11 protein-coding genes and 1 pseudogene are annotated in these 19908 nt (G+C 69.1%); 4 read left to right on the top strand and 8 right to left on the bottom strand.

What is annotated here, in order from left to right:
- Positions 1–4: 4 nt before the first annotated feature.
- Positions 5–814, top strand: a complete 810-nt coding sequence (locus OHT21_RS04460; RefSeq protein ID WP_328766889.1) for a glycoside hydrolase family 16 protein — start codon at positions 5–7, stop codon at positions 812–814.
- Positions 815–828: 14 nt separating this feature from the next.
- On the opposite strand, the gene OHT21_RS04455 is transcribed toward OHT21_RS04460, so the two are convergent.
- Genes OHT21_RS04455 through OHT21_RS04435 form a run of 5 tightly spaced genes read right to left on the bottom strand, consistent with a single transcriptional unit; the run spans position 829 to position 6228 of the window.
- Positions 829–1662 (bottom strand): polysaccharide deacetylase family protein, encoded by an 834-nt coding sequence (locus tag OHT21_RS04455; protein WP_328766888.1) that lies wholly within the window; start codon positions 1660–1662, stop codon positions 829–831.
- Positions 1659–2645, bottom strand: a complete 987-nt coding sequence (locus OHT21_RS04450; RefSeq protein ID WP_328766887.1) for a glycosyltransferase family 2 protein — start codon at positions 2643–2645, stop codon at positions 1659–1661. Before OHT21_RS04450 ends, OHT21_RS04455 begins: the two co-directional genes overlap by 4 nt.
- A complete protein-coding gene (locus OHT21_RS04445) occupies positions 2642–4006 on the bottom strand; it encodes a lipopolysaccharide biosynthesis protein (protein WP_328766886.1) in 1365 nt (454 codons plus the stop codon). Before OHT21_RS04445 ends, OHT21_RS04450 begins: the two co-directional genes overlap by 4 nt.
- Before the next feature lie 9 nt (positions 4007–4015).
- Entirely contained in the window at positions 4016–5398 is a 1383-nt protein-coding gene (locus OHT21_RS04440; RefSeq protein ID WP_328766885.1) for a glycosyltransferase family 2 protein, read from the bottom strand.
- The gene (locus OHT21_RS04435; RefSeq protein WP_328766884.1) at positions 5395–6228 is read right to left on the bottom strand and encodes a glycosyltransferase family 2 protein; all 834 of its coding nucleotides are present in this window, start codon (positions 6226–6228) and stop codon (positions 5395–5397) included. Before OHT21_RS04435 ends, OHT21_RS04440 begins: the two co-directional genes overlap by 4 nt.
- A 279-nt stretch (positions 6229–6507) precedes the next feature.
- Between OHT21_RS04435 and OHT21_RS04430 the strand changes: the two are divergent.
- The 3 genes and pseudogenes from OHT21_RS04430 to OHT21_RS04420 form a co-directional block, all read left to right on the top strand.
- Positions 6508–6824, top strand: a pseudogene (locus tag OHT21_RS04430) (helix-turn-helix domain-containing protein); the annotation flags it as partial.
- A 345-nt stretch (positions 6825–7169) separates the two neighbouring features.
- Positions 7170–11600: an aminotransferase class I/II-fold pyridoxal phosphate-dependent enzyme gene (locus OHT21_RS04425; protein WP_328773954.1), complete on the top strand. Its 4431-nt coding sequence runs from the start codon at positions 7170–7172 to the stop codon at positions 11598–11600.
- The gene (locus OHT21_RS04420; protein ID WP_328766883.1) at positions 11597–12376 is read left to right on the top strand and encodes a class I SAM-dependent methyltransferase; all 780 of its coding nucleotides are present in this window, start codon (positions 11597–11599) and stop codon (positions 12374–12376) included. Before OHT21_RS04425 ends, OHT21_RS04420 begins: the two co-directional genes overlap by 4 nt.
- 30 nt (positions 12377–12406) lie before the next feature.
- On the opposite strand, the gene OHT21_RS04415 is transcribed toward OHT21_RS04420, so the two are convergent.
- The 3 genes from OHT21_RS04415 to OHT21_RS04405 form a co-directional block, all read right to left on the bottom strand.
- Positions 12407–13204 (bottom strand): leucyl/phenylalanyl-tRNA--protein transferase, encoded by a 798-nt coding sequence (locus tag OHT21_RS04415; RefSeq protein ID WP_328766882.1) that lies wholly within the window; start codon positions 13202–13204, stop codon positions 12407–12409.
- Positions 13201–16485, bottom strand: a complete 3285-nt coding sequence (locus OHT21_RS04410; RefSeq protein ID WP_328766881.1) for an amino acid adenylation domain-containing protein — start codon at positions 16483–16485, stop codon at positions 13201–13203. The genes OHT21_RS04415 and OHT21_RS04410 overlap by 4 nt, the downstream gene beginning before the upstream one ends.
- 73 nt (positions 16486–16558) lie before the next feature.
- Positions 16559–19738, bottom strand: coding sequence for a putative bifunctional diguanylate cyclase/phosphodiesterase (locus OHT21_RS04405; RefSeq protein ID WP_328766880.1), 3180 nt, complete (start codon positions 19736–19738; stop codon positions 16559–16561).
- Between the last annotated feature and the right edge of the window lie 170 nt (positions 19739–19908).

Below are 19908 nucleotides of genomic sequence, written 5' to 3'. Positions count from 1 at the left end.
CCGTATGCTTCCCCGTCGGCTTCGACAGGCACTGGCCGCCATGGTGCTGCTGCTGGCGGTGGCCTGCGGTGGGGAACAGGGACTGGCCGCGCCGCCTGTTTCTGGAAACTGGAAGCTGGCTTTCCACGACGAGTTCGACGGCTCGGAACTCGACACGGACAAGTGGGCCACCTGCTACGACTGGAACCGCAAGGGGTGTACCAACAGCGGCAACGACGAGGAACAGTGGTACCTGCCCGGCCAGGTGTCCGTGGGGCGGGGCGCCCTCACCCTGAGCGCTGAGCGACGTACGACCCGGGGCAGCGACGGCAGGACGTACCCTTGGAAGTCGGGAATGATCTCGACCGGCCGTGACCACTGGGACGCACGTCCCCGCTCGACCTTCACGTACGGATACTTCGAGGCTGCCATCAGGATTCCTCCGCAAGCCGGCATGTTCCCGGCCTTCTGGATGATGCCCGCGTCCCGGTTCACGCCCCCTGAACTGGACATCATGGAGTTCCTCGGAGACACCCAGCGGGTTTTCATGTACGCGCACTGGCGGGGCCCGGACGGCGACAGCCGTGCGCGAGGGAGCTACGGACCCGTGGCATTCCCGGCCAAGTACCACGTGTTCGCCCTGCTGTGGACCCCCGACGAGCTGAGCTGGTACGTGGACGGTGTCCGGCGGTTCCGGGTGACCGAGCCCGAACGGATTCCCCATGTCCCTATGGAAGTCCTGGTCAATCTCGCCGTCGGCGTACCGAAGTCGCCGCCTCGTTCGGTGGACTCGGCCGAGATGAAGGTGGACTGGGTTCGCGTCTGGCAGCGGTGACGGAAGGACATGCGTCACTGCGTTCCCGAGGGCGGGGGCAGCGCCGCGTAGGGTCGGTTGATGCCGACTCGTAGGCGCCGGTACGTTCGCCAGGCCCTCGTCGGCACCCCCTCGGGGAACGGCGCAACGGGGCCACCCGCACCCCTCGCCCAAGACCGGAAGCGATCTCGGCCGGTGTCGGCCCGCACCATCAGCCTGGCGATGCGCAGTGGTTCGTCCGCGCCGGAGCTGAATCCGTACCGGACGGCCGTGGCCGAGGTCCAGCCCGTCTCACGCACCAGGCGACGGACAGAGCGGCTCGAGAGCCCGTGCGGATAGGCGAAGGAGTCGACGCGATGTCCGAGCGCGTCCTGGAGCTGGGCCTTGCAGCCTTCGATCTCCTCCCGAGCGCGGCGCCACGGCAGGACGTCCAACTGCGGGTGCGTCCGGGTGTGCCCCCCGATCTCGACGCCGATGGCATCCAGTTCCGAGACCTGCCGCCACGTCAGCATCGAGGCAGGTGGGAAGAGACTTCCGCGTTCGGAGGGGCCGGAGGGCCCGGCGAGGGCACCCGTGGTGATGTACAGAGTCGCCGGCAGTCCTCGTGCGGCGAGCAGCGGAGCCACGGTGGAATGGAAGTCGGCGAACCCGTCGTCGAAGGTCAGAACGGCTGGCCGGGGTGGCAGGGGCGGACCGCCCTGCAGCGCCGCGACAAGACTTTGCAGCGGGATGACCTCCAACCCGCTGTCCGCGAGGAGGTCGAGCTGCTCCTCGAAGACGCGGGGACTTATGGTGAACGGTGCGATCCACGAGGGCGGGGCCGTGGACACCGAGTGGTACAGGAAGACGGGCACGGGCTGGAGTGTCATGACGGACCCACCCTCGTCAGCTCTCGTGCCGGGGCGGTGGTCGCGCCGGGCGAAGAGCGGGCGGAACGCAGGGCACGTGCACGGCCCACGGCGTAGCCCGCGGCGGTGGCGCCAACTCCCAAGGACAGCGCTGCGCAGGTAAGCAGCGGCGCGGGCCGGGCCGGTCCCAGGGCACGGCGGAAAGCACGGGGGATGGTCGACCTGAGGTAGGTGCGTTCGCTGGATAGGGCGGCGTTGCCGCTGCTGTGCTGGGCGACCAATGCTTTGGAGAGTCCTTCGGCATAGCAGCGCGACCGGAAGTACGACCAGTCGGCGCGAGCCGAGGGGACTCGGTGCCGGACGGCTGCCGACGGGTCGTAGAGCAGCACGGCGCCGGGGCGCCGGGACGTGATTCGCAGGCACATCTCCGTCTCTTCGCAGCCCAGCGGCCGGGTCCCCACCCTCCCCAGGTCGGTGCGGAAGCCGCCGACCGCCAGCAGCGTGTCCCTTCGGAAGGACATGTTGGCTCCGATGAAGTTGCGTACTGGGGAGGGCTCTTCTGGCAGACCGCGGTACGAACAGCCGACCACCCAGTCGAACTCCGGGGGGAACCAGGCTGGCCTGCTGTTCTGCCACCAGGGAACGACAAGCCCTCCGACGCCCACGACGTCGGGGTCGCCGTATCGGGTCAGCAGGCGGTCGGTCCATGAGGGGTGGGCGGTCGCGTCGTCGTCGAGGAAGGCCACTACGTCTCCGACCGCTGCCTCCACACCCGTGTTGCGGGCGCCGGACAGACCCTTCTGGTACTGGTTGGGCACGACTCGGACGCCGGGCAGCCAGCGGCGGGCGAGTCGGTAGAGGCCCGGGCAGTGGTCGACGACCAGCACAATGTCGTCCGCCGGACGGCGCTGGGACTGTACCGAGGTGATGGCGGCCTGGAGATCGTCCCAGCGATCGAGCGTGTAGGCGCACACGACGACCGAGAGGCTCGGTGCGGTGTTCATGAGGTCCTCCCGGAAGTGGTAACCAGCCAACGAGATCGCCAGATCAGCAACGGCGCGGCGATGAGGCACTCCGCCGCGAGCCAGGCGACACCTGCCCCCGTCACACCCATCACCGGCAGCAGGAATCCGGCCAGCCCCAGCACCAGGACGCACAGGGCGGCCTGCAGTCCGACCAGCAGACGCAGGCGCCTGCGGGCCCGCAGCACATCCACGGCCACGCTGAAGACCAGGTTGGGAAGCGCGGACAGGGCCAGCAGGCGGAGCAGATTGGTGCCGTGCTCGGAGTAGCCGGCTCCGAAGAGAGCGAGTATCCAAGGGGCTCCCGCCACGATCACGACGACGCCGCCGGCCAGCAGCATCCCGGAGTGGCGCAGAACCCGTAGCGCTTGCTCGACGAGCTGTTCGGGCCGGCGCACCGCCTCGACCACCAGCGAGCTGCCCATGTTGCGCACCACCAGGAACAACACATAGCCGATGATCCAGGCGAGCGAGAAGTAGGCGCTTTGGGCCGCACCCAGGGTGTTCAGCACCAGCAGTGGCACGAGGGTGTACGCGGCCATCCTGAAGAGCGAGCCGACGTAGTCGGCCGCCGCGTAGCCCAGCAGGCGCGGTGGGCGTGCCATTTGCGCGTTCTCCCGCTCGTGGTGTGGCACCGCTCGCCGCATCAGAAGGTAGTTGGCCACGAGGAGGGAGATGAGAAGAGCTCCGGCCCACGACAGGAGGATCCCCGACTGCAGGGCCAGCGCGGCTCCGGCGGCGAGGAGCAGGATCTTGGCGGCGGCGAAGACCGAGTTCTCCGCTACGACCCAGCCGGGACGACTCAGCGCCGTCAGCGCACCGTCCTGCAGGACGAAGATGGTGTATGCGGCGGTCGCCGCGACGAAGCAGAAACCGACCGTGGGGTCGCGGAGGAAGTCCAGACCAGACGTGAGTACGGGGATGAGAGCGAGGAAGGCGACGGCGACCACGGCGCTCCATGAGGCGCTCACGGAGTAGCAGGTAAGCACCAGCTTGCGGGTTTGCCGTCCGGAACAGGGCAGGAAGCGGATCAGGAAGTCGTTTAGGTTTAGCTGGCCGATGTTGGCCAGGAGCAGAGAGGCGGAGAGGGCCGAGTAACCCAGTCCCACTACGGCGTCGTCGTACCAGTGTGTGGCGAGCAACCAGAAAAGGGAGCCGACCCCGGCGTTGATCAGGGAACTGATCGCCAGCAGATGGCCGTTGCGCACCAGTGGCTCGCTGGGCAGAACGCGGGCGATCCCGGTTCGGACCGCTGTGGTCAGGCGGCGCCTCCTGCCAGAGGTGTGCGAGCTGTCCGGCATGTCGGCTGTTCCGGAGCCGCCGAGTTCCTGTGAGGTGTACACAATCTCTCCTCAGTACCGGCTGCTGTCGGTGCGGTTCAGGCGGTGGCTGCGTAGATAGCCGAACGGCCCGTACAGCAACCCGCGAAGCTCCAGCAGCGCAAGCCGTCGAGACCATGCGGTGCCCGGTTGCGCCCGGCCGTGAGCTCTGCTCACGGCGTACCGGATGCCCCGGGGCAGCCGACGCAACAGGGCTGGGATCATGCGGGGTTCGTGGAGCAGGGCGCCGGTGAGGTATGCCCCGAGCCCAGCGCCGTAACCGAATGCCTGATTGTCCAGGGCGTCTGGTGTGCGGCGATGGCGGTGCCAGACGATCGCGCCCGGCTGGTAGGCCAGGGTGTGGCCCGCAGTCAGTATGCGGAAGAAGGCGAGCAGGTCGTCTCCGCCGTGTGCCGGGGTCCCGGTACCCGTCGCAGGGTCGAATCCGAGCAGCGCGCGCAGTGGCTCGATGAGGAAGGCCATGTTGGTGCCGGAACCGAAGCGCCCGGCGGTGAACGGGAACAGCGGGTCTGAAGGAGGGTCATCCAACGACCACGTGCAGGGCACGTATCCCTTCGCGAATCCACCGTGGCGCTCAAGCATGACCTGGGACTCCGTCGCGAGTTCGCCAGGGACGATCAGCCCGGTCACGCAGCCGATCCGCCGGTCCCTGGAAAAGGTCTCGGCGAGTGCGGACAGCCATCGGGCGTCGACGAGGGTGTCGTCATCGGTGAAGGCGGCGATCCGACCGCGGGCGACGGTCAGTCCTCGGTTGTGCGCACGGGCCAGACCGGCAACGGGCTCCTGTACGTAGTGGACTCGTTCGCCGTACGTTCCGCGGACCAACCGCTCGGCCGCCCGGTCGGAAGGGGCGTTGTCCACCACGATCACCTCGAACCGGGACCGCGGGTAGTCCATCCGCAGGAGGGAGTCCAGGCACTGCCTCAGCAACTCGGGGCGGTTGTGGGTAGCAACGATGACACTGATGTCCGGAGCACTGTGAGGAGGAGCTGCTGCGGGCGTGGCGCTGTTGTGGGCGGTGCCCTGACGAGGGGCGACGACGGCTGCCTTCGGCCATGGGGAGGGCACGATACCGTCAGGCGGGCGGCTTGCCTCATGGGCCGTCGACCGTCGGGCTGTTACGACGTCGAGTTCGCGCTCGGCCGTGTCGGCCAGGGCCTGCCAAAGAGTCAGGGGGTCGTTGCCGATGGCGTCCACCATGCCCAGCGGGCGACCGTGCAGCCGAACCAGGGCCAGGACATGACCCCGCGGATGGACATGCTCGCTACTGCCTGGCGGACTGAACCCGCCCGGCACGGCAAGATCGATGTCCACGACCCGGAGTGGGACGAACGCCGGGACGTCGGCGACGGAGACCGACGTGCCCGGATCAAACCGTTGGCTGATGGCGCTCACTGCTTGCTCCGTCCGGCCTGGGCGGCGGGGCGCTCGGAGAGCAGCGTGCGCAGCACTCGGCGGCCGTCGGATATGGCACGCAGGTTGGAGCGGCCGCTGCGGCGGGGGAGTTCAAGGCTGGGCACCTCGGCGATGCGCAGACCGGAGCGGAGCGCGTGCGCGACCATCTCGGTCTCGATTTCGAAACCGGAGGAGTGCAGGTCGAGGTCTTCCAGGAAGCTGCGGCGGAAGGCGCAGTACCCGTAGCAGAGGTCGGTCAGTGAGGCGTGGTACAGGCGGTTTACGGCGGCCAGCAGGACCTGATTGCCCAGGCGCCTGAAGGGTGTGATGTCGAGTGAGCCGCCGCCGGCCATGAATCGTGAGCCCTTCACGAAGTCGTAGCCGTTGTCCAGGAAATGCAGGAAGTGCGGGATCTCCCCGGGCACCATGCTGCCGTCCGCGTCGATCATCACGATGTAGTCGCAGGTCGCGGCGAGGAACCCGGTGCGCAGGGCGTTGCCCTTGCCTGGGCCGCTCTGCTCGACGTGGCGGACGGTGGGCAGGCAGTGCTGCGCCATGTGCACAGTGGCGTCTTTGGAGTCGCCGTCGACCAGAATGACCTCGTCGATGCTGTCCGGGATCTGTTCGAAGACCCACGGGATGTTGGGCGCCTCATTGCGGGCGGGTACGACGAGGCTCACGGTGGCGCGGGGCGGGGGGCGGTCCTCCGCCCGGCGCAGTGGGTGGGCGGAGGGGTCTGTGGACCGGCGGGCCGGGTGTCCCGCAGGGCCGCCGCCGTTGGGCTGATGGGTGAGGACAGGGTGATCGTTCAGGTGAGGGGCGTTGTTCATAGTGCCGGTGTCTCCGGGATCGATTCGGCGCGTGCCCGGACAATGGGCCGCTGCTTGGGTCGAGGCATCGGTCCTGCCAGAGGGCTTCGCCTGTCGACCGTGTGACATCTGCGGGGCGGTCCACGACTTGGTGGGCTCGCGTAGACGCCATATGTTTATGACGTATACGTACATATTTGGGCATTTCGGGCATTAAGTCAAACGCGGGGCGCTGCACCGAGACCGGGGACCGGTCCCGGGACTGTCAGGCGCGGCGGAAAACCGTGGTGTGGCGGCGCCGTGAGTCGCGCCGCAGAAGAGAGCGACCGCCGCATGCTCTGGGTGCGGGATGCCATGGATCGCGCCTACGCGCAGCCGCTGGATGTGCCGGTCCTGGCCCGGATCGCCCATGTGTCCGAGGTGCACTTCGCGCGCACTTCCGGGTCACGTTCGGCGAGACGCCGTACCTCTATCTGCAGCGCCGGTGGGTCGAGCGAGCCACGTTCCTGCTGCGGGAGACCGGCCGCAGGGTTACGGACGTCTGCTTCGCCGTCGGCTTCGGCAGTCCGGGGACCTTCAGCCGCACGTTCCGTGACATAGTCGGCCGGTCGCCGAGGGCTCGACTTCTACACACCGACGCTGACCTGTGCTTCATTTGCTGGCGGACCGTCAAGGTCCCCAGCAGCCCGGAGTGCAAGAGCCCTCGTTTGACCGTGCCAGGCCACCGGGACAAAGTGGTAGATATGGCGCAATGGTTTCGAGGTCGCGAACGCCCCTTCCAGCGCATCGGTCAGCGCGTTCCGCGGAGGCGACCGCCACCCACCGGCGTACAGCGGACCACGACACCCGCGGGGCCTGCTGCAGCACCCGCGCCGGAGCCAGCCACGGCACGCGACTCGGAGCCGACACCCACTACACGGGCACCGGACCCCCCGCCAGTCGGCAAATCCCACCTCCGCCTAATGGTGGCGTACGTCCTTTGCGTAATCCCCCCCACCGTCGTCTACCTCACCGTCCCCTCCCGCCACACCACAAGCTGGGCCCTCATCGGCCTCGGCTCAGTAGCCGCAATCCTCGTCGGCGTCCACCGCAACCGCCCCGCCCACCGCTGGCCCTGGCTCCTCCTGGCCGCAGCCAACCTCGCCTTCACAGGCGGCGACACCACCTACAACCTCCTCGAAGCCGCCTTCAACGAGCAGAACCCGTTCCCCTCCCCGGCGGACGTCTTCTACCTCGCCACCTATCCGCTGTTCGCCGCCGGGATCTTCGGGATCATCCACTTCCGCTTCCCGGCCCGTGACCGCGCCGGGCTGCTGGACGCGCTGATCCTCACGTCGGGCCTCGCGCTTCTCTCCTGGGTGCATCTGATCAACCCGATCGCACAAACCGAGGGGCAGACCTGGCTGGAGCGGGCGATCTCGGTGGCCTATCCGCTGGGCGATGTGCTGATTCTGGCCATGCTCGTGGGGCTGGTCAGCCTCGGCGGCATCCGGGAACGTTCGGTGCAGCTGCTGGCGGTCGGGACGGTCGGCATCCTCGTGTCCGACGTGCTGTACGGGGTGCTCCAGTTGAAGGGGACCTGGCAGGTCGGTACGCCCATGGACCTGGGCTGGGTGGTCTTCTTCACCGCCTGGGGGCTGGCGGCCCTGCATCCGTCCATGGTGCGGCTGACCGAGCCGATGGCCCAGCCCGGGCTCGGCAGCACCAAGTGGCGGCTCGCCGCCCTCGCCGGCGCCTCGCTGATCGCGCCCGCCATGCTGCTGGCCCAGTCCTTGCGCGGACATGCCCATGATGTCCCGGTCACCGCGGTCTTCTCCGGATTGATGTTCCTGTTCGTGCTGGCCCGGCTGTGGGGTCTGGTCGACGAACACCGCAAGGCCGTCGCCCGCGAACGGAGTCTGCGCGTGGCGGCGGTGTCACTGGTCGCGGCCGTCAGCCCCGAGGAAGTGGCCGGCGCTGTCAGGGCGGCGGCAGCCACCCTCTTCGGACAACGACAGGAGGCCGCCCACGCGGCGGTGCTGCTGGTCTTCGACCGGGACCGGTCCTCGCTGCTTCCCGTGGGCATCCCGGAACCCCGCTCCGCCTGGTCCCTCGACGGCGGCCGTCCCGGCCAGAGCCCTTCGGAGCTGCTGTCCCGGGGCACCCGTCTGATCGACGTCGGTGATCTCGGCCCCGAAGTCGCCGGTGCCCTCGCGCCGTCACCCGCAGCGCTCCTGTGCCCGCTGCGACTCGAGGCCTCCGGTGCGCAGGAGCCGTTGATCGGCGCGCTGCTCCTGGCGGGCCCTGTGAAGAGACTCAAGGAGCTGTCGGGCCCGGCGGAGTCGCTGGCCGCGCAGGCCGCGCTGGCGCTGGCCCGGGTCGGACTCAACGAGGAGATCAACCGCCGTAGGAGCGAGGCGTACTTCCGCACCCTCGTGCACAACACCTCCGACGTTATCCTCATTGTCGACGACGACGACACCGTCCGGTACGCCAGCCCTTCGGCGTACGAGATGTTCGGGCGTGATCTGCAGGTGAACACCCCGCTGGCCCAGCTGGTGGCGCCGAGGGACCACCAGCGCGCCCTGCACACGCTGGAGCGCGTCCGGGCCGGGGACGGCGTGGACAGCGGCCAGGACATCCGCGACGACTGGCAGGTCGTACGAGGTGAGGAAGGACGCCTCGACGTCGAGGTCCGGTGCCGGAACCTGCGTCACGAGCAGACCGTGCACGGTGTCGTCCTCACCCTGCGGGACGTGACCGAGCAACGCCAGCTCGAACGCGAACTCGTCCACCGGGCCTTCCACGACTCGCTGACCGGACTGCCCAACCGGGTCCTGTTGCTCGAGCGTATCGAGCGTGCCCTGCTGCGCGGCCGCCGCGATGCCGGTCTCACCGGTGTGCTCTTCGTCGACCTCGACGACTTCAAGGTCGTCAACGACATGATGGGCCACTCGGTCGGCGACGAACTGCTGGTCGCCGTGGCGCAGCGGCTGACCGCCGCGCTGCGGCTCAGCGACACCGCGGCCCGGCTGGGGGGCGACGAGTTCGCCATCCTCATGGAGGGCGCCAGGGATCCGGCCGACGCCGAGGCGCTCGCCGAGCAGATCGTAGGGACCCTGGGCCGCCCGTTCCGGCTGGTCAGCGGATCCACCAGCGTCTCGGCCTGCGTCGGTGTGGCGATCGCGCACCCTGGCGACGAGGCCGAGGAACTCCTCGGCCACGCCGACCTCGCCCTGTACGCGGCCAAGACCGCGGGCAAGCGGCAGTGGCAGCGCTACCGTCCCGACCTGCACACCGGCATGGCCGAACGCCACGAACTTCGGGCCTCTCTGGCCGGCGCGATCACCAAGCAGTCCTTCGCCATGCGTTACCAGCCGATCGTGGAGATCGTCACCGGCAACGTCGTCGGATTTGAGGCTCTGATCCGCTGGCCGCACAGCAGACGCGGACTGGTGCCGCCGGACCAGTTCATCAACCTGGCCGAGGAGACAGGGCAGATCATGCCGCTCGGTGCCTGGGTGCTGGAGCGCGCCGCCACCGACGTCGCCCGCTGGCAGCAGCTGCGGCCAAGGCCCGAATCCCTCCGTCTCAACGTCAATGTGTCGGCCCGTCAGTTCAGGGACGCCCGGTTCGTGGACGAGGTGCGTCAGGTCCTCGACCGCTCGGGTCTGGCTCCGGGGTCGCTGGTCCTGGAACTCACCGAGTCGGTGCTCGTACGGCGCGACGAACAGATCCGGGCCGCCATGGGCACCCTGAAGGAACTCGGGGTCTCCCTCGCCATCGACGACTTCGGCACCGGATTCTCCTCGCTCAGCTATCTGCGCGAGTTCCCCATCGACGTACTCAAGGTGGACAAGTCCTTCATCGACGACATCGTCACCGACGGCCAGCAGGTCGCCCTGGTCGAGGGCATCGTGCGCATCGCCGACGTCCTCGGTCTCCAGGTGATCGCCGAGGGCATCGAGAACGACGGGCAGCGCGATCTGCTCGGGGCCATGGGCTGCCGCTACGGGCAGGGTTTTCTGTTCGCCCGGCCGATGGCGGCGGCCGAGGCACAGCGGTTCCTGATGGTGAACCAGGAACGGCAGTTCGCCGGACGGCAGTCCTCGACCGTGCCGCGCGGCAGCCGACGCACTTCCCTGCCCGCAGCCGCAGCCGCGGCACGTCGTACGCAGCACTGGGACGAACTCGCGCAGCTGCGCAGAGAAAGCCGGATGTGCGACGCGGTGATCGACGAGGTACGCGGCCGGCGCATCCGCAGCGGCGACCACTGGCTGACCGACTTCGCCTCCTGCAACTACCTGGGCTTCGACCTCGACCCCGAGATCATGGACGCCATCGAGCCGCACGTCCGCCGCTGGGGCACTCACCCCAGCTGGTCGCGGCTGATCGGCAATCCCCGCCTGTATCCGCAGATCGAGGCACAGCTGGCCGATCTGCTGGGCGCCCCCGACGTGCTTCTCCTCCCGACGATCACCCTGATCCACGCGTCGGTGATACCGGTGCTCGCGGCCGGCCGACGCGGCGGTGGGCATGTCTTCGTCGAGGCCCGGGCCCACCGCACCATGTACGACGGCTGTCTGGTGGCCCAGGAACAGGGAGCGACGGTACGCCGCTTCCACGCGGACCGTCCCGACGAACTGACCCGGCTGTTGCGCGCGTCTCCCGTCGGCGCCCCCAGACTTGTCTGCGTCGACGGCGTCAACAGCATGACCGGCAACCTCCCCAATCTGCCGGAGCTGCTCCGCATCTGCCGCCGCGAGGGCGCGCTGCTCTACGTCGACGACGCCCACGGCTTCGGAGTGATCGGGGAACGCGGCGCCGCCGAGACGTCCCCGTACGGCATGCGCGGCAACAGTGTCGTACGGCACTTCGGGGAGTCGTACGACGACATCGTCCTGGTCGGCGGCTTCTCCAAGGCGTACTCGTCCCTGCTGGCCTTCGTCACCGCGCCGCCCGCCCTCAAGGCGCATCTGAAGGTCGCCGCCGGCCCCTACCTCTACTCGGGGCCCTCCCCGACCGCCTCCCTCGCCACCGCGCTCGCGGGCCTGGACGTCAACGAGCGCCGGGGCGACGCGATCCGGGCCGATCTGCACCGCAAGACCGCCCGGGTCCTGGACCACACACGCGGCCTCGACCTGGCCACCCCGAACACCGACGGACTGCCCATCATCGAGATCCCGCTCGCCGAGGACGCCGATCTCACGGCCGTCGGTGAGTATCTGTGGGACAAAGGGGTCTACGTCACGCTCGCCGCCTATCCGCTGGTGCCGCGCGACCAGGTCGGCTTCCGGGTCCAGATCACCGCGCGGAACACCGATGACGAGATCGACCGCCTCAACGACGTACTGACCTCGGTGGCCGAGCGATTCCCCGTGAGGCGGACCGCCGCGGCGGGGGGTCGGCCATGAGCGTGAGGGCCCACGGGCGCGGTGCACCCGGCACACCCACGAACCGGCGCAACGCGGACGCCGACTGGGACCGCTGGCCCGTGGACGCCTACCTGGACGAGAACTACCGCAGGATCCACCCGTCCGACGCGGCGGTCATCCGGCATCACGCCGCCCTGTACCGGACGCTGGCGCCGGGAAGCGTCGCCCGTTCCCTGGAGTGCGGCGCCGGACCCAACCTCTACCCCCTCATGCAGGCCGCCGCGGCCGGCCGCCGTATCGACGCCGTCGAGCCCGGAGCGAGCAACATCGCCTATCTCACGCGGCAGTTGCGCGACGGCCCGGACCCGCACTGGGCGGCCTTCTACGCCCTGTGCCGGGAACTCGACCCCGCCCTGCCCGCCCGCCTCTCCGACGCCCTGGCACGGGTACGGGTCGTGCCGGGCAGCGCCCGCACCCTGCCGGACGGCGCCTACGACCTGGCGTCGATGAACTTCGTGGCCGAAAGCGTCACCGAGGACCTGGGTGAATTCGCCGCCCTGTGCCGTGCGTTCATCCGCTCCGTCCACCCGGGCGGACGGCTCGTCGCCGCCTTCATGGAGAACATGCCCAGCTATCGCATCGCCTCCGGGACGCGCTGGCCGGCCTGCCCGGTGGGTGCGGACACCGTTCACGACGTCTTCGACCCGTACACGGAGGACCTGCGGATCAGGCGCGTACGCAAGGACCCGACTTTGCCCGAGTACGGGGACACCGGCATGGTGCTGCTGCGTGCCGTACGGCGTGAGGCCGCCTGAGCGCTCCGTTTGGAAGCGCGACGGACGCTGTCAGCGCGATCCCGTCGGCTGGGCGAGGCGGCTCGCGGGCAAGGTGGCGGTAGGCAGCGGGAGGGTGTTGTGCTCGGTGTGGCGGAGGTGATGTACGTACTGCTCTCGGGGCATGAGAACGCAACCCAGGTCGCGGATGTGCGGGCTGTCCCGCTGCGCGTCCAGCAACTCGCCGCCGGCCTGTGCGAAGCGCGCCGCGAGGTCGGCCACCGCGACCTTGGAGGCACCGGGACGGTGGAAGAACATCGAGTCCATGCTGAAGACCGATCCGACCTGGATGCCGAAGACCCCGCCGATGAGATCGCCGTCCTCGCCGTCCTCCCACACCTCGACGCTGTGCGCGGGACCCAGTTCGCGCAGGCGCATCAGGCTCTCGATCAGCTCGTCGGTGAGCCACAGGGGGACGCGGTCGGCCCGGCATTCGCGGACCACCGCCTCGAACCGCCGGTCCAGGCTGGTCGACCACGACAGCCGGTTGCGCAGCCGCCGGGCGAGGCTACGACTGAGGTGCGGGGCCGAGACGGGCAGCACGGGCCTGGGGTCGGGCGACCACCAGGAGACGGCGTAGGGATCGGCCGATTCCTCGCCCATGAGCGGGATGCGGCCTTCCTGGACCTGATCGGCGAAGACCACCTCGTTGAGGGCGAGGGCGTACTCGTCGGATGCCGGGAACGGATAGGCCCCGGCGCGGTACGCCGCCAGGAGGTCGGCGGGACTGAGGTCGGCGCCGAAGGCCACCGGACCGTCGGGCGCCGCTTTGAGCACGTCCAGCGCCTCCCAGCAAGGGCGTCGGCTCACCACCGTGCCACTCCCTGCTCTTGGCTCTTGACCGGCCGGGCGTCGTCGGCCTGTTGGAGGAAGTCGATGTAACGGTCCATCATCTCCGCGTCCACCGGCGGAATGTCGATTCCGGCGTCCACCAGCGCCCGTTCCGCGTTGTCGCGGGTGAACTCTGTGAAAACGCCCTGGAAGTACATCTCACTCACAGTGATGTCCGCGCGGGCGCACCGGTCGACGAAGAGCGGGACGAACGGGGTGATCGCGTCGGTGGGATGCCCGGCCGCGTACTTCACCAGAGCGGCGATCCACTCGGCGTAGGGGATTTCCCGGACCGGGTGACCCTGTCGGCGCAGCCGCTCGGCGAGCGAACTCAGCAGCGTGGGACGGGGGTTGGTGAGGTGGTAGACCTCGCCGCGAGCGGGACGGCGGGTGGAGATGTGTCCGATGGCGCGGGCGAGGTGGTCGGCCGGCAGGAAGTCCAGCGGCAGCGGGACGTCGGGGCACAGCCCGGTCCGTGCGATGAAGTCGAAGAGGGCGGCCAGCTCGCTGCTGGTGTTCATCACGCCGGTTCCGCTGCGGCCCGTGATGTCCATCAGGCGGTAGACGGCGACCGGCAGGCCCGCGTCGGACGCCTTCTGCAGCAGCGCCTCGGCCACCCACTTGGTCTCCACGTAACCCACCGACAGATACTCGGGGAAGCGCAGCGGCGTCTCCTCCGTCACCTCGTGTACACCGGCCGGCCCGAATCCGGCGAGCACCGCCATGCTGGAGGTGAAGTGGACGGGGACGGCCCGGCGGGCGGCGAGGCGGATGATCTCGTATGTTCCGTCGACGTTGGACGCGCGCAAGTCGTGGTACGCGTAGATGAAGTTGACCTGGCCTCCGAAGTGGTAGACGGCGTCGATGGTCGATCCCAGCTCCTCGAACCGACTGGGAGACAGCCCCAGTTCGGGCTTGCCCAGGTCGCCGACGACCGGCTGGACACGCTCGCTGGACAGATCGCTGAGGACGTACCGCTGGTGGCTCGCGCGGAGCCGCTCCATGCCGTGTTGCTCGTCGGAGGCCCTGACCAGGCAGAGGATCCGTCCCGTCGTCCTGCGCAGCAGTTCGTCGATCATGTACGCGCCGCAGAACCCCGTCGCCCCGGTGAGGAGGACGTCGCCGGGGTACCGGGGGTCCGGAGCCGGGGCGTCACGGCCCACTGCCGGAACGCGCCGGTCGGTCTCGGCGGCGAAGTCGACGCTCCCGCCGTCCGGATGGGCCAGCGTGCCCGCCCGAGCCTGGCGCACGGACTCGGCGAACGCGGCGAGCGTCGGATACCGCAGCAGTGAACGGGTCAGGTCGCGGATCTGTGTGACGCCGATGCCGAACACGACGCGGGTCCGGGCGAGCATCTCCATGGCCAGCAGCGAGTTGCCGCCCAGCTCGAAGAAGTCGTCGTGCGGACGAACGTAGTCCACATCCAGGATCTGGCCCCACAACTGGGCCATCCCCTGGGGCACCGGACGGTCGTCGGCGCCGGCCGTCGGCGTGGCGGTCGCGGTTTCCGGCACCGCCCTGCGGTCGAGCTTCCCACCGGGCGTGACAGGCAGCCTCTCCACCGCGTGGAAGGCTGCCGGGATCATGTGGCCCGGCAGGACCTCTGCGAGTGCCGACCGCAGCCGTGCGCTCAGCACCGCCTCACCGCCGGCCGGTGGCGAGGCCGGCGTGAAGTAAGCGACGAGGTCCCGGTCGCCACTGGCGCGCGTCCGGGCCACCACCATCGCCTGGCCGATCTCCGGAAGGGCGACGAGGGCGGCCTCGACTTCGGCCGGGTCGACACGGAACCCGCGGATCTTCATCTGGTCGTCGACCCGGCCCAGGACCTCCAGGTTGCCGTCGTAGCGCCGGCGGCCCAGATCCCCGGTGCGATACATCCGCTCCCCCGGCGCCGAGCCGTGCGGGTCGGGCAGGAACTGCTGTGCGGTCCGGGCGGGTTGTCGCCAGATACCGCGTGCCACCCCCGGGCCGCCGATGTAGATCTCGCCGCGCTCGCCGGGCGGCACCTGGCGCAGTTCGGCGTCGAGCACGTGGACGTGATTGCCCTCCGGGGGCCTGCCGATCGGGGCGACGGCGGTGTCCGGCGCGGCGAGCACTTCCTCGTTGAGGTCGCAGAGCGTGGAGGTGATGGTGGTCTCGGTGAGTCCGTAGGCGTTGACGAACCGCGCGCCGGGGATCCGGTGCAGAATGGCGCGGCAGTCCTTCGCGGTGACGATCTCGCCGCCGACGATGACGAGCCTCAGCGATGCGAGGCTCTCGGTGCGGTCCTGGACGGACACGATCCGATGCCAGTAGGCGGGGGTCAGGTCGGCGACAGTGATCCCGTGCTCCGGGAGATGGTGCAGCAGGTCGGTGGGTGCCCACGAGTGTGTTCCCGCGAGGACGAGTGTCGCGCCGCTGATCAGGGTGGCGAAGATCTGCTCCAGCGAGGTGTCGAAGCCGAGCGCCGCGGCGTGCAGCACCCGGTCGCCGGGCGTCAGTTCGTATGCCCGGGCCACCGTGGTGAGGGAGTGTGCCAGTGACCGGTGACTGATCATCACCCCCTTGGGAGGTCCGGTGGATCCGGAAGTGTAGATCACGTAGGCGAGGTCGTCCGGCCGGGGGCCGGGGGCCGACTGTGCCGACCGGGGGTCCTGCGGCGGTGCCTGCGGGGCCGGTTGCCCGGCATGGACGATCCGCGCCTCGCACTCGGCGAACATCGGGGCGTGCTCGCGGCTCGAGACGATCAGGCGTGAACCGGTCTCCGCGACCAATCCGGCTATCCGTTGCCGTGGAGTCGCCGGGTCGAGGGGCAGGAACGCGCCACCGGAGCTCAGTACCGCCAGCAGCGCGACGACCAGCTCGGGCACGCGGTCGAGGCACACGGTGACCACGGACTCCGCGCCGACGCCCGACTCCCGCAGCTCGTGTGCAAGCCGGTCGGCGCGGCCGGTCAGGTCGGCGTAGCTGAGCCGGCCCGCGTCCGAGATCACCGCGAGAGCGGACGGCTCACGCCGTGCCCGCTCCCGGACCAGCTCGGGCACGGTGCTCGGCCCGGCTTCCGGGGGCCGCCGCTCGGCGCGGGCGCTCGCGGGCCGCATGTCGGTCCACAGGCGGTCGACCAGGCTCCCGCACGACGCGGCGGACTCCGGTCCGCCGATCCGATACCACCCGGCCGGAATCCGTCGATCGGCAGGCCAGATCGCGTACTGCTCCTCGTCGTTGCGCAGTACGACGCACAGCGCAGCCGACTCTGCCGACGGGTGGTCACGTTCCGTCACCTTGGGTCTCCTGCCTCGCGCGGCGTCCTGCGGAGCACGACCTGCGCGGTTCGCGGGAGAGGGGCCGCCGCCATCACCCATTCCCTTCCGAGGGCGTCGCGGGCAATCCGGCCAGGCGGCCGAGCGGTGGCGCGAGGACGAGGTGCTCCGCCTCCTCGGCGCTGACCGGCTCGGCGAAGAGATACCCCTGGCCGAGTCGGCAGCCCATGGAGATCAGCGATTCCTGCTGCCTCACGTCCTCCACTCCTTCGGCGATCACGGTGAGGCCGAGCGTGTCGGCGAGATGCGTGATGCCTTCGACCAGGGCGTACTGCTCGGGCGAGCGCCCGAGTTGGTCGATGAACGACTTGTCGATCTTGAGTATCGAGATCGGGAACTCACGCAGATAGCTCAGCGACGAGTAACCCGTTCCGAAATCGTCAATCGCGAAGCGGACGCCGAGGTCGGTGAGCGAACTCATCTCGGCCAGTATGCGCTCGTCGTTGTACATCAGCACACTCTCGGTCAGTTCCAGTACGAGAGACGACGGTTCGATGCCGGAGAGTTGCAGGGCGCGCCGGACCACGTTGGGGAAATCTTCGTCCCGGAACTGACGCGGCGACACGTTCACGCTGACGTAAGGTGCGTTGCGGTCGGCCGTCCCGTGGCGCAGCACGGAGTCCTCCCACTGGACAGCCTCGGCCGCGGCCTGATCAAGCACCCAGGCCCCGAGCGGGACGATCTGCCCGCTCTCCTCGGCCAGCGTGATGAACTGCTCCGGCAGCACCATGCCGCGCGTGGAGTGGGGCCAGCGAACGAGTGCCTCGAAGCCGGCGATCCGCCCGCTGGTCAGCTCCACGATGGGCTGGTAGAGCACCATGAACGACGTCTCGATCGACGAACTGTCCAGCCCCTCCTGCAACTTGGCACGCTCGGCCATGCCGCTCTGCAACTCCGGGTGGTAGTGACGCCACTGGCGCTTGCCCGCCGTCTTCGCCGCGTACAGGGCGAGATCGGCGTGTGTCAGCAGTTCAACCGAGTCGATGCTGTCCTCCGTCGTCGCGACGCCGACACTGGCGTATGTGCTCACCGGCCCCACACTGAGCCGGAACGGCTCGGCGAACACGGTCATCACGTGTTCGGTGAAGCGCTCCACGCCCGTCGTTGAGACGGAGCCCTCCACCAGGAGGGCGAACTCGTCGCCGCCGATGCGCGCGGCGGTGTCGGAGGCACGGACGGTGGTCTGCAGCCGGAGTGACAGCGCGACCAGGAGTTCGTCGCCCACGCTGTGGCCGTGTATGTCGTTGACGACCTTGAAGTCGTCTATGTCCACGAAGAGCACACCGACCACCGTGCCCTCGCGCTGAGCCTGCACAAGGGCGTGGTTGATCCGCTCTTGGAAGAGCACGCGGTTGGCCAGGCCGGTGAGCGAGTCGTGGAACGCCTGGTGGGTGAGTTCGCGTTCGAGCTTGCGCTGTTCGGTCACGTCCCGCAGGGTGAGCACCACCCCGCCGACGGTGGACTCCTCCCGCAGGTCGCTCCACCTCACCTCGACCTCGATGGTCGCCCGGTCGGTGCGGACCATGCGCCAGTGCTCGCGCATGGTCTGGTACTCGCGGCTCCGTATGCGGCCGAGCGTCTCGACCACTGTGCGGCTGTCCTGCGGCGGCACCAGATCGATGAGCTGGGTGCCCTCCAGGTTCGGAATGCCCAGCACCTGGTCGGCGGAGGGGCTGGCGTAACGGATCCGGTCGTCGTCGTCGAGGATCAGGATGACGTCGGAGGCGTTCTGCACCAGGGTGCGGAAGTACATCTCGCTGTTACGCCGATTGACTTCCTCGGCCAGGGCGACCCTCGCCACGGCAAGTGCCGCCTGTGCTGCGAGAGTCGCCAGCGTGTCGCGGAACACGAGCAGGTCGTGCTCGTCCCCGGCCACGATCAGTGCCCCGATCAGCGAATCGCCAGAGGGGTGATCCTGTGAGATGAGCGGGCAGACCAGCGCGTGGCCGGTGCGGCTCGGCTCCTCGTCCGGGCCCGTGAGGCGGGCGGCAAGATCGGGTCCTGCACCGTCGAGGGCCACCAGGCGGTTCTCGCCGGACGCGATCAGTTCCCGTACGGCCGCGGTCATCGGCGCAGACAGCGGCCCGTGTGCGCCGCCCTGCGCCCCATCCACCCAGAGCGTGTTGTCCGGCGTGGTGAGCAGCGCGGAACGCGGTGGGCCGTGCGACATCAGCTCCGTCACCGCGGAGTGCGCGGCGGCGGCCACATCCCGCAGATCGCCCGCTCCGCCCAGCGCCGACACCGCGTTGCGCAGCACCTTCTCCCGGCCGACCGCCCGCCGGTGGGTCGCCACCACGCCCGCCAGGCGGTAGAGCACGAGGAGGAAGAGCACCGCGGAGAACACCCCGATGACGCCGACGTTGGCACTCTCGCCGCGTACCGCCTGCGTCAGGAGGATGGCCGGCGCGATCAACGACGCCAGGGTGAGCAGGCTCAGCCGGCCCGTGCCGGCCTCCGGGCGCCATGCCACCGGCTGGGTCAGCGACCGCATGGTCGGATCGAGCGCGGCGGCCGCCCAGGCGCCGTACAGGACGGCCCAGCCGAGATCGACCGCGGTACCCGTGCGCCAGGTCCCGTTCAGTTGAATCAGGCCATAAGCCACGTCTGCGGTGAGCAGGCCGACAGTGCCCGCCGTGAGCAGCATGAGCGAGCGGCTCTTGCCGCCACGGCCGGCGAGCAGGCGCAGCAGCATTGCCAGTACGAGGATGTCGCCGAGCGGATAGGCGATGGAGAACGCCTTCTGCACCCAGGTGAGACCCTCGAGGCGGGCGTACGGATCGATGAGGAAGAGCCACGACAGCAGCGCCAGACCGACTGTCAGCGTCAGCGCGTCGACGAGGCTCGCGCGGTCACGCCAACCGGTGCGCCAGTGCACGAAGCCCAACAGCCCGGCCGCATAGAGCGGATATGCCGCGAGATAGAAGCCGTCGGCGATCGACGGGAATGAGACTTCCTCGTTGAGCAACTGGATGAGGATGATCTGGGTCGCCTGGCCCGCGGCGAAGGCGAAGTTTCCCGCGGCGAGCAACAGCCAGGGGAGGCGATGCTCGGGGCGGTTGAGAAAGATACCCAGGAAAATACCGCTGACGCCGATCGCTCCAATGGCGACGAAGATCATCCGCTGTTCCGGGAATATATAGTAAAAGGCCGTCAGCGTGACGATGCATGCGCTGACGGCAGACATCGCGGCCTGGCTTCGCAGTCGCGCGTTCATCCCAACTAACCTCCTGGGAAGGAAACTTGTCGGGCGGACAGAGCTGGGCGAACGGCACCGGGCGACGGCGAACAAGCCCGTAGGATCGGGCTGACAATGGAGAATTCTGCGGGGCCCGGACTCGGCCCCGGTCGCCTGTGAAAAGATCATCGCTATACGCGGTCGCCGTT

Source organism: Streptomyces sp. NBC_00286, assembly GCF_036173125.1.
In the GTDB taxonomy this organism is placed as follows: Bacteria; Actinomycetota; Actinomycetes; order Streptomycetales; family Streptomycetaceae; genus Streptomyces.
The sequence above is the reverse complement of the archived record's forward strand: the minus strand, read 5'-3'. Positions and strand labels throughout refer to the sequence as shown.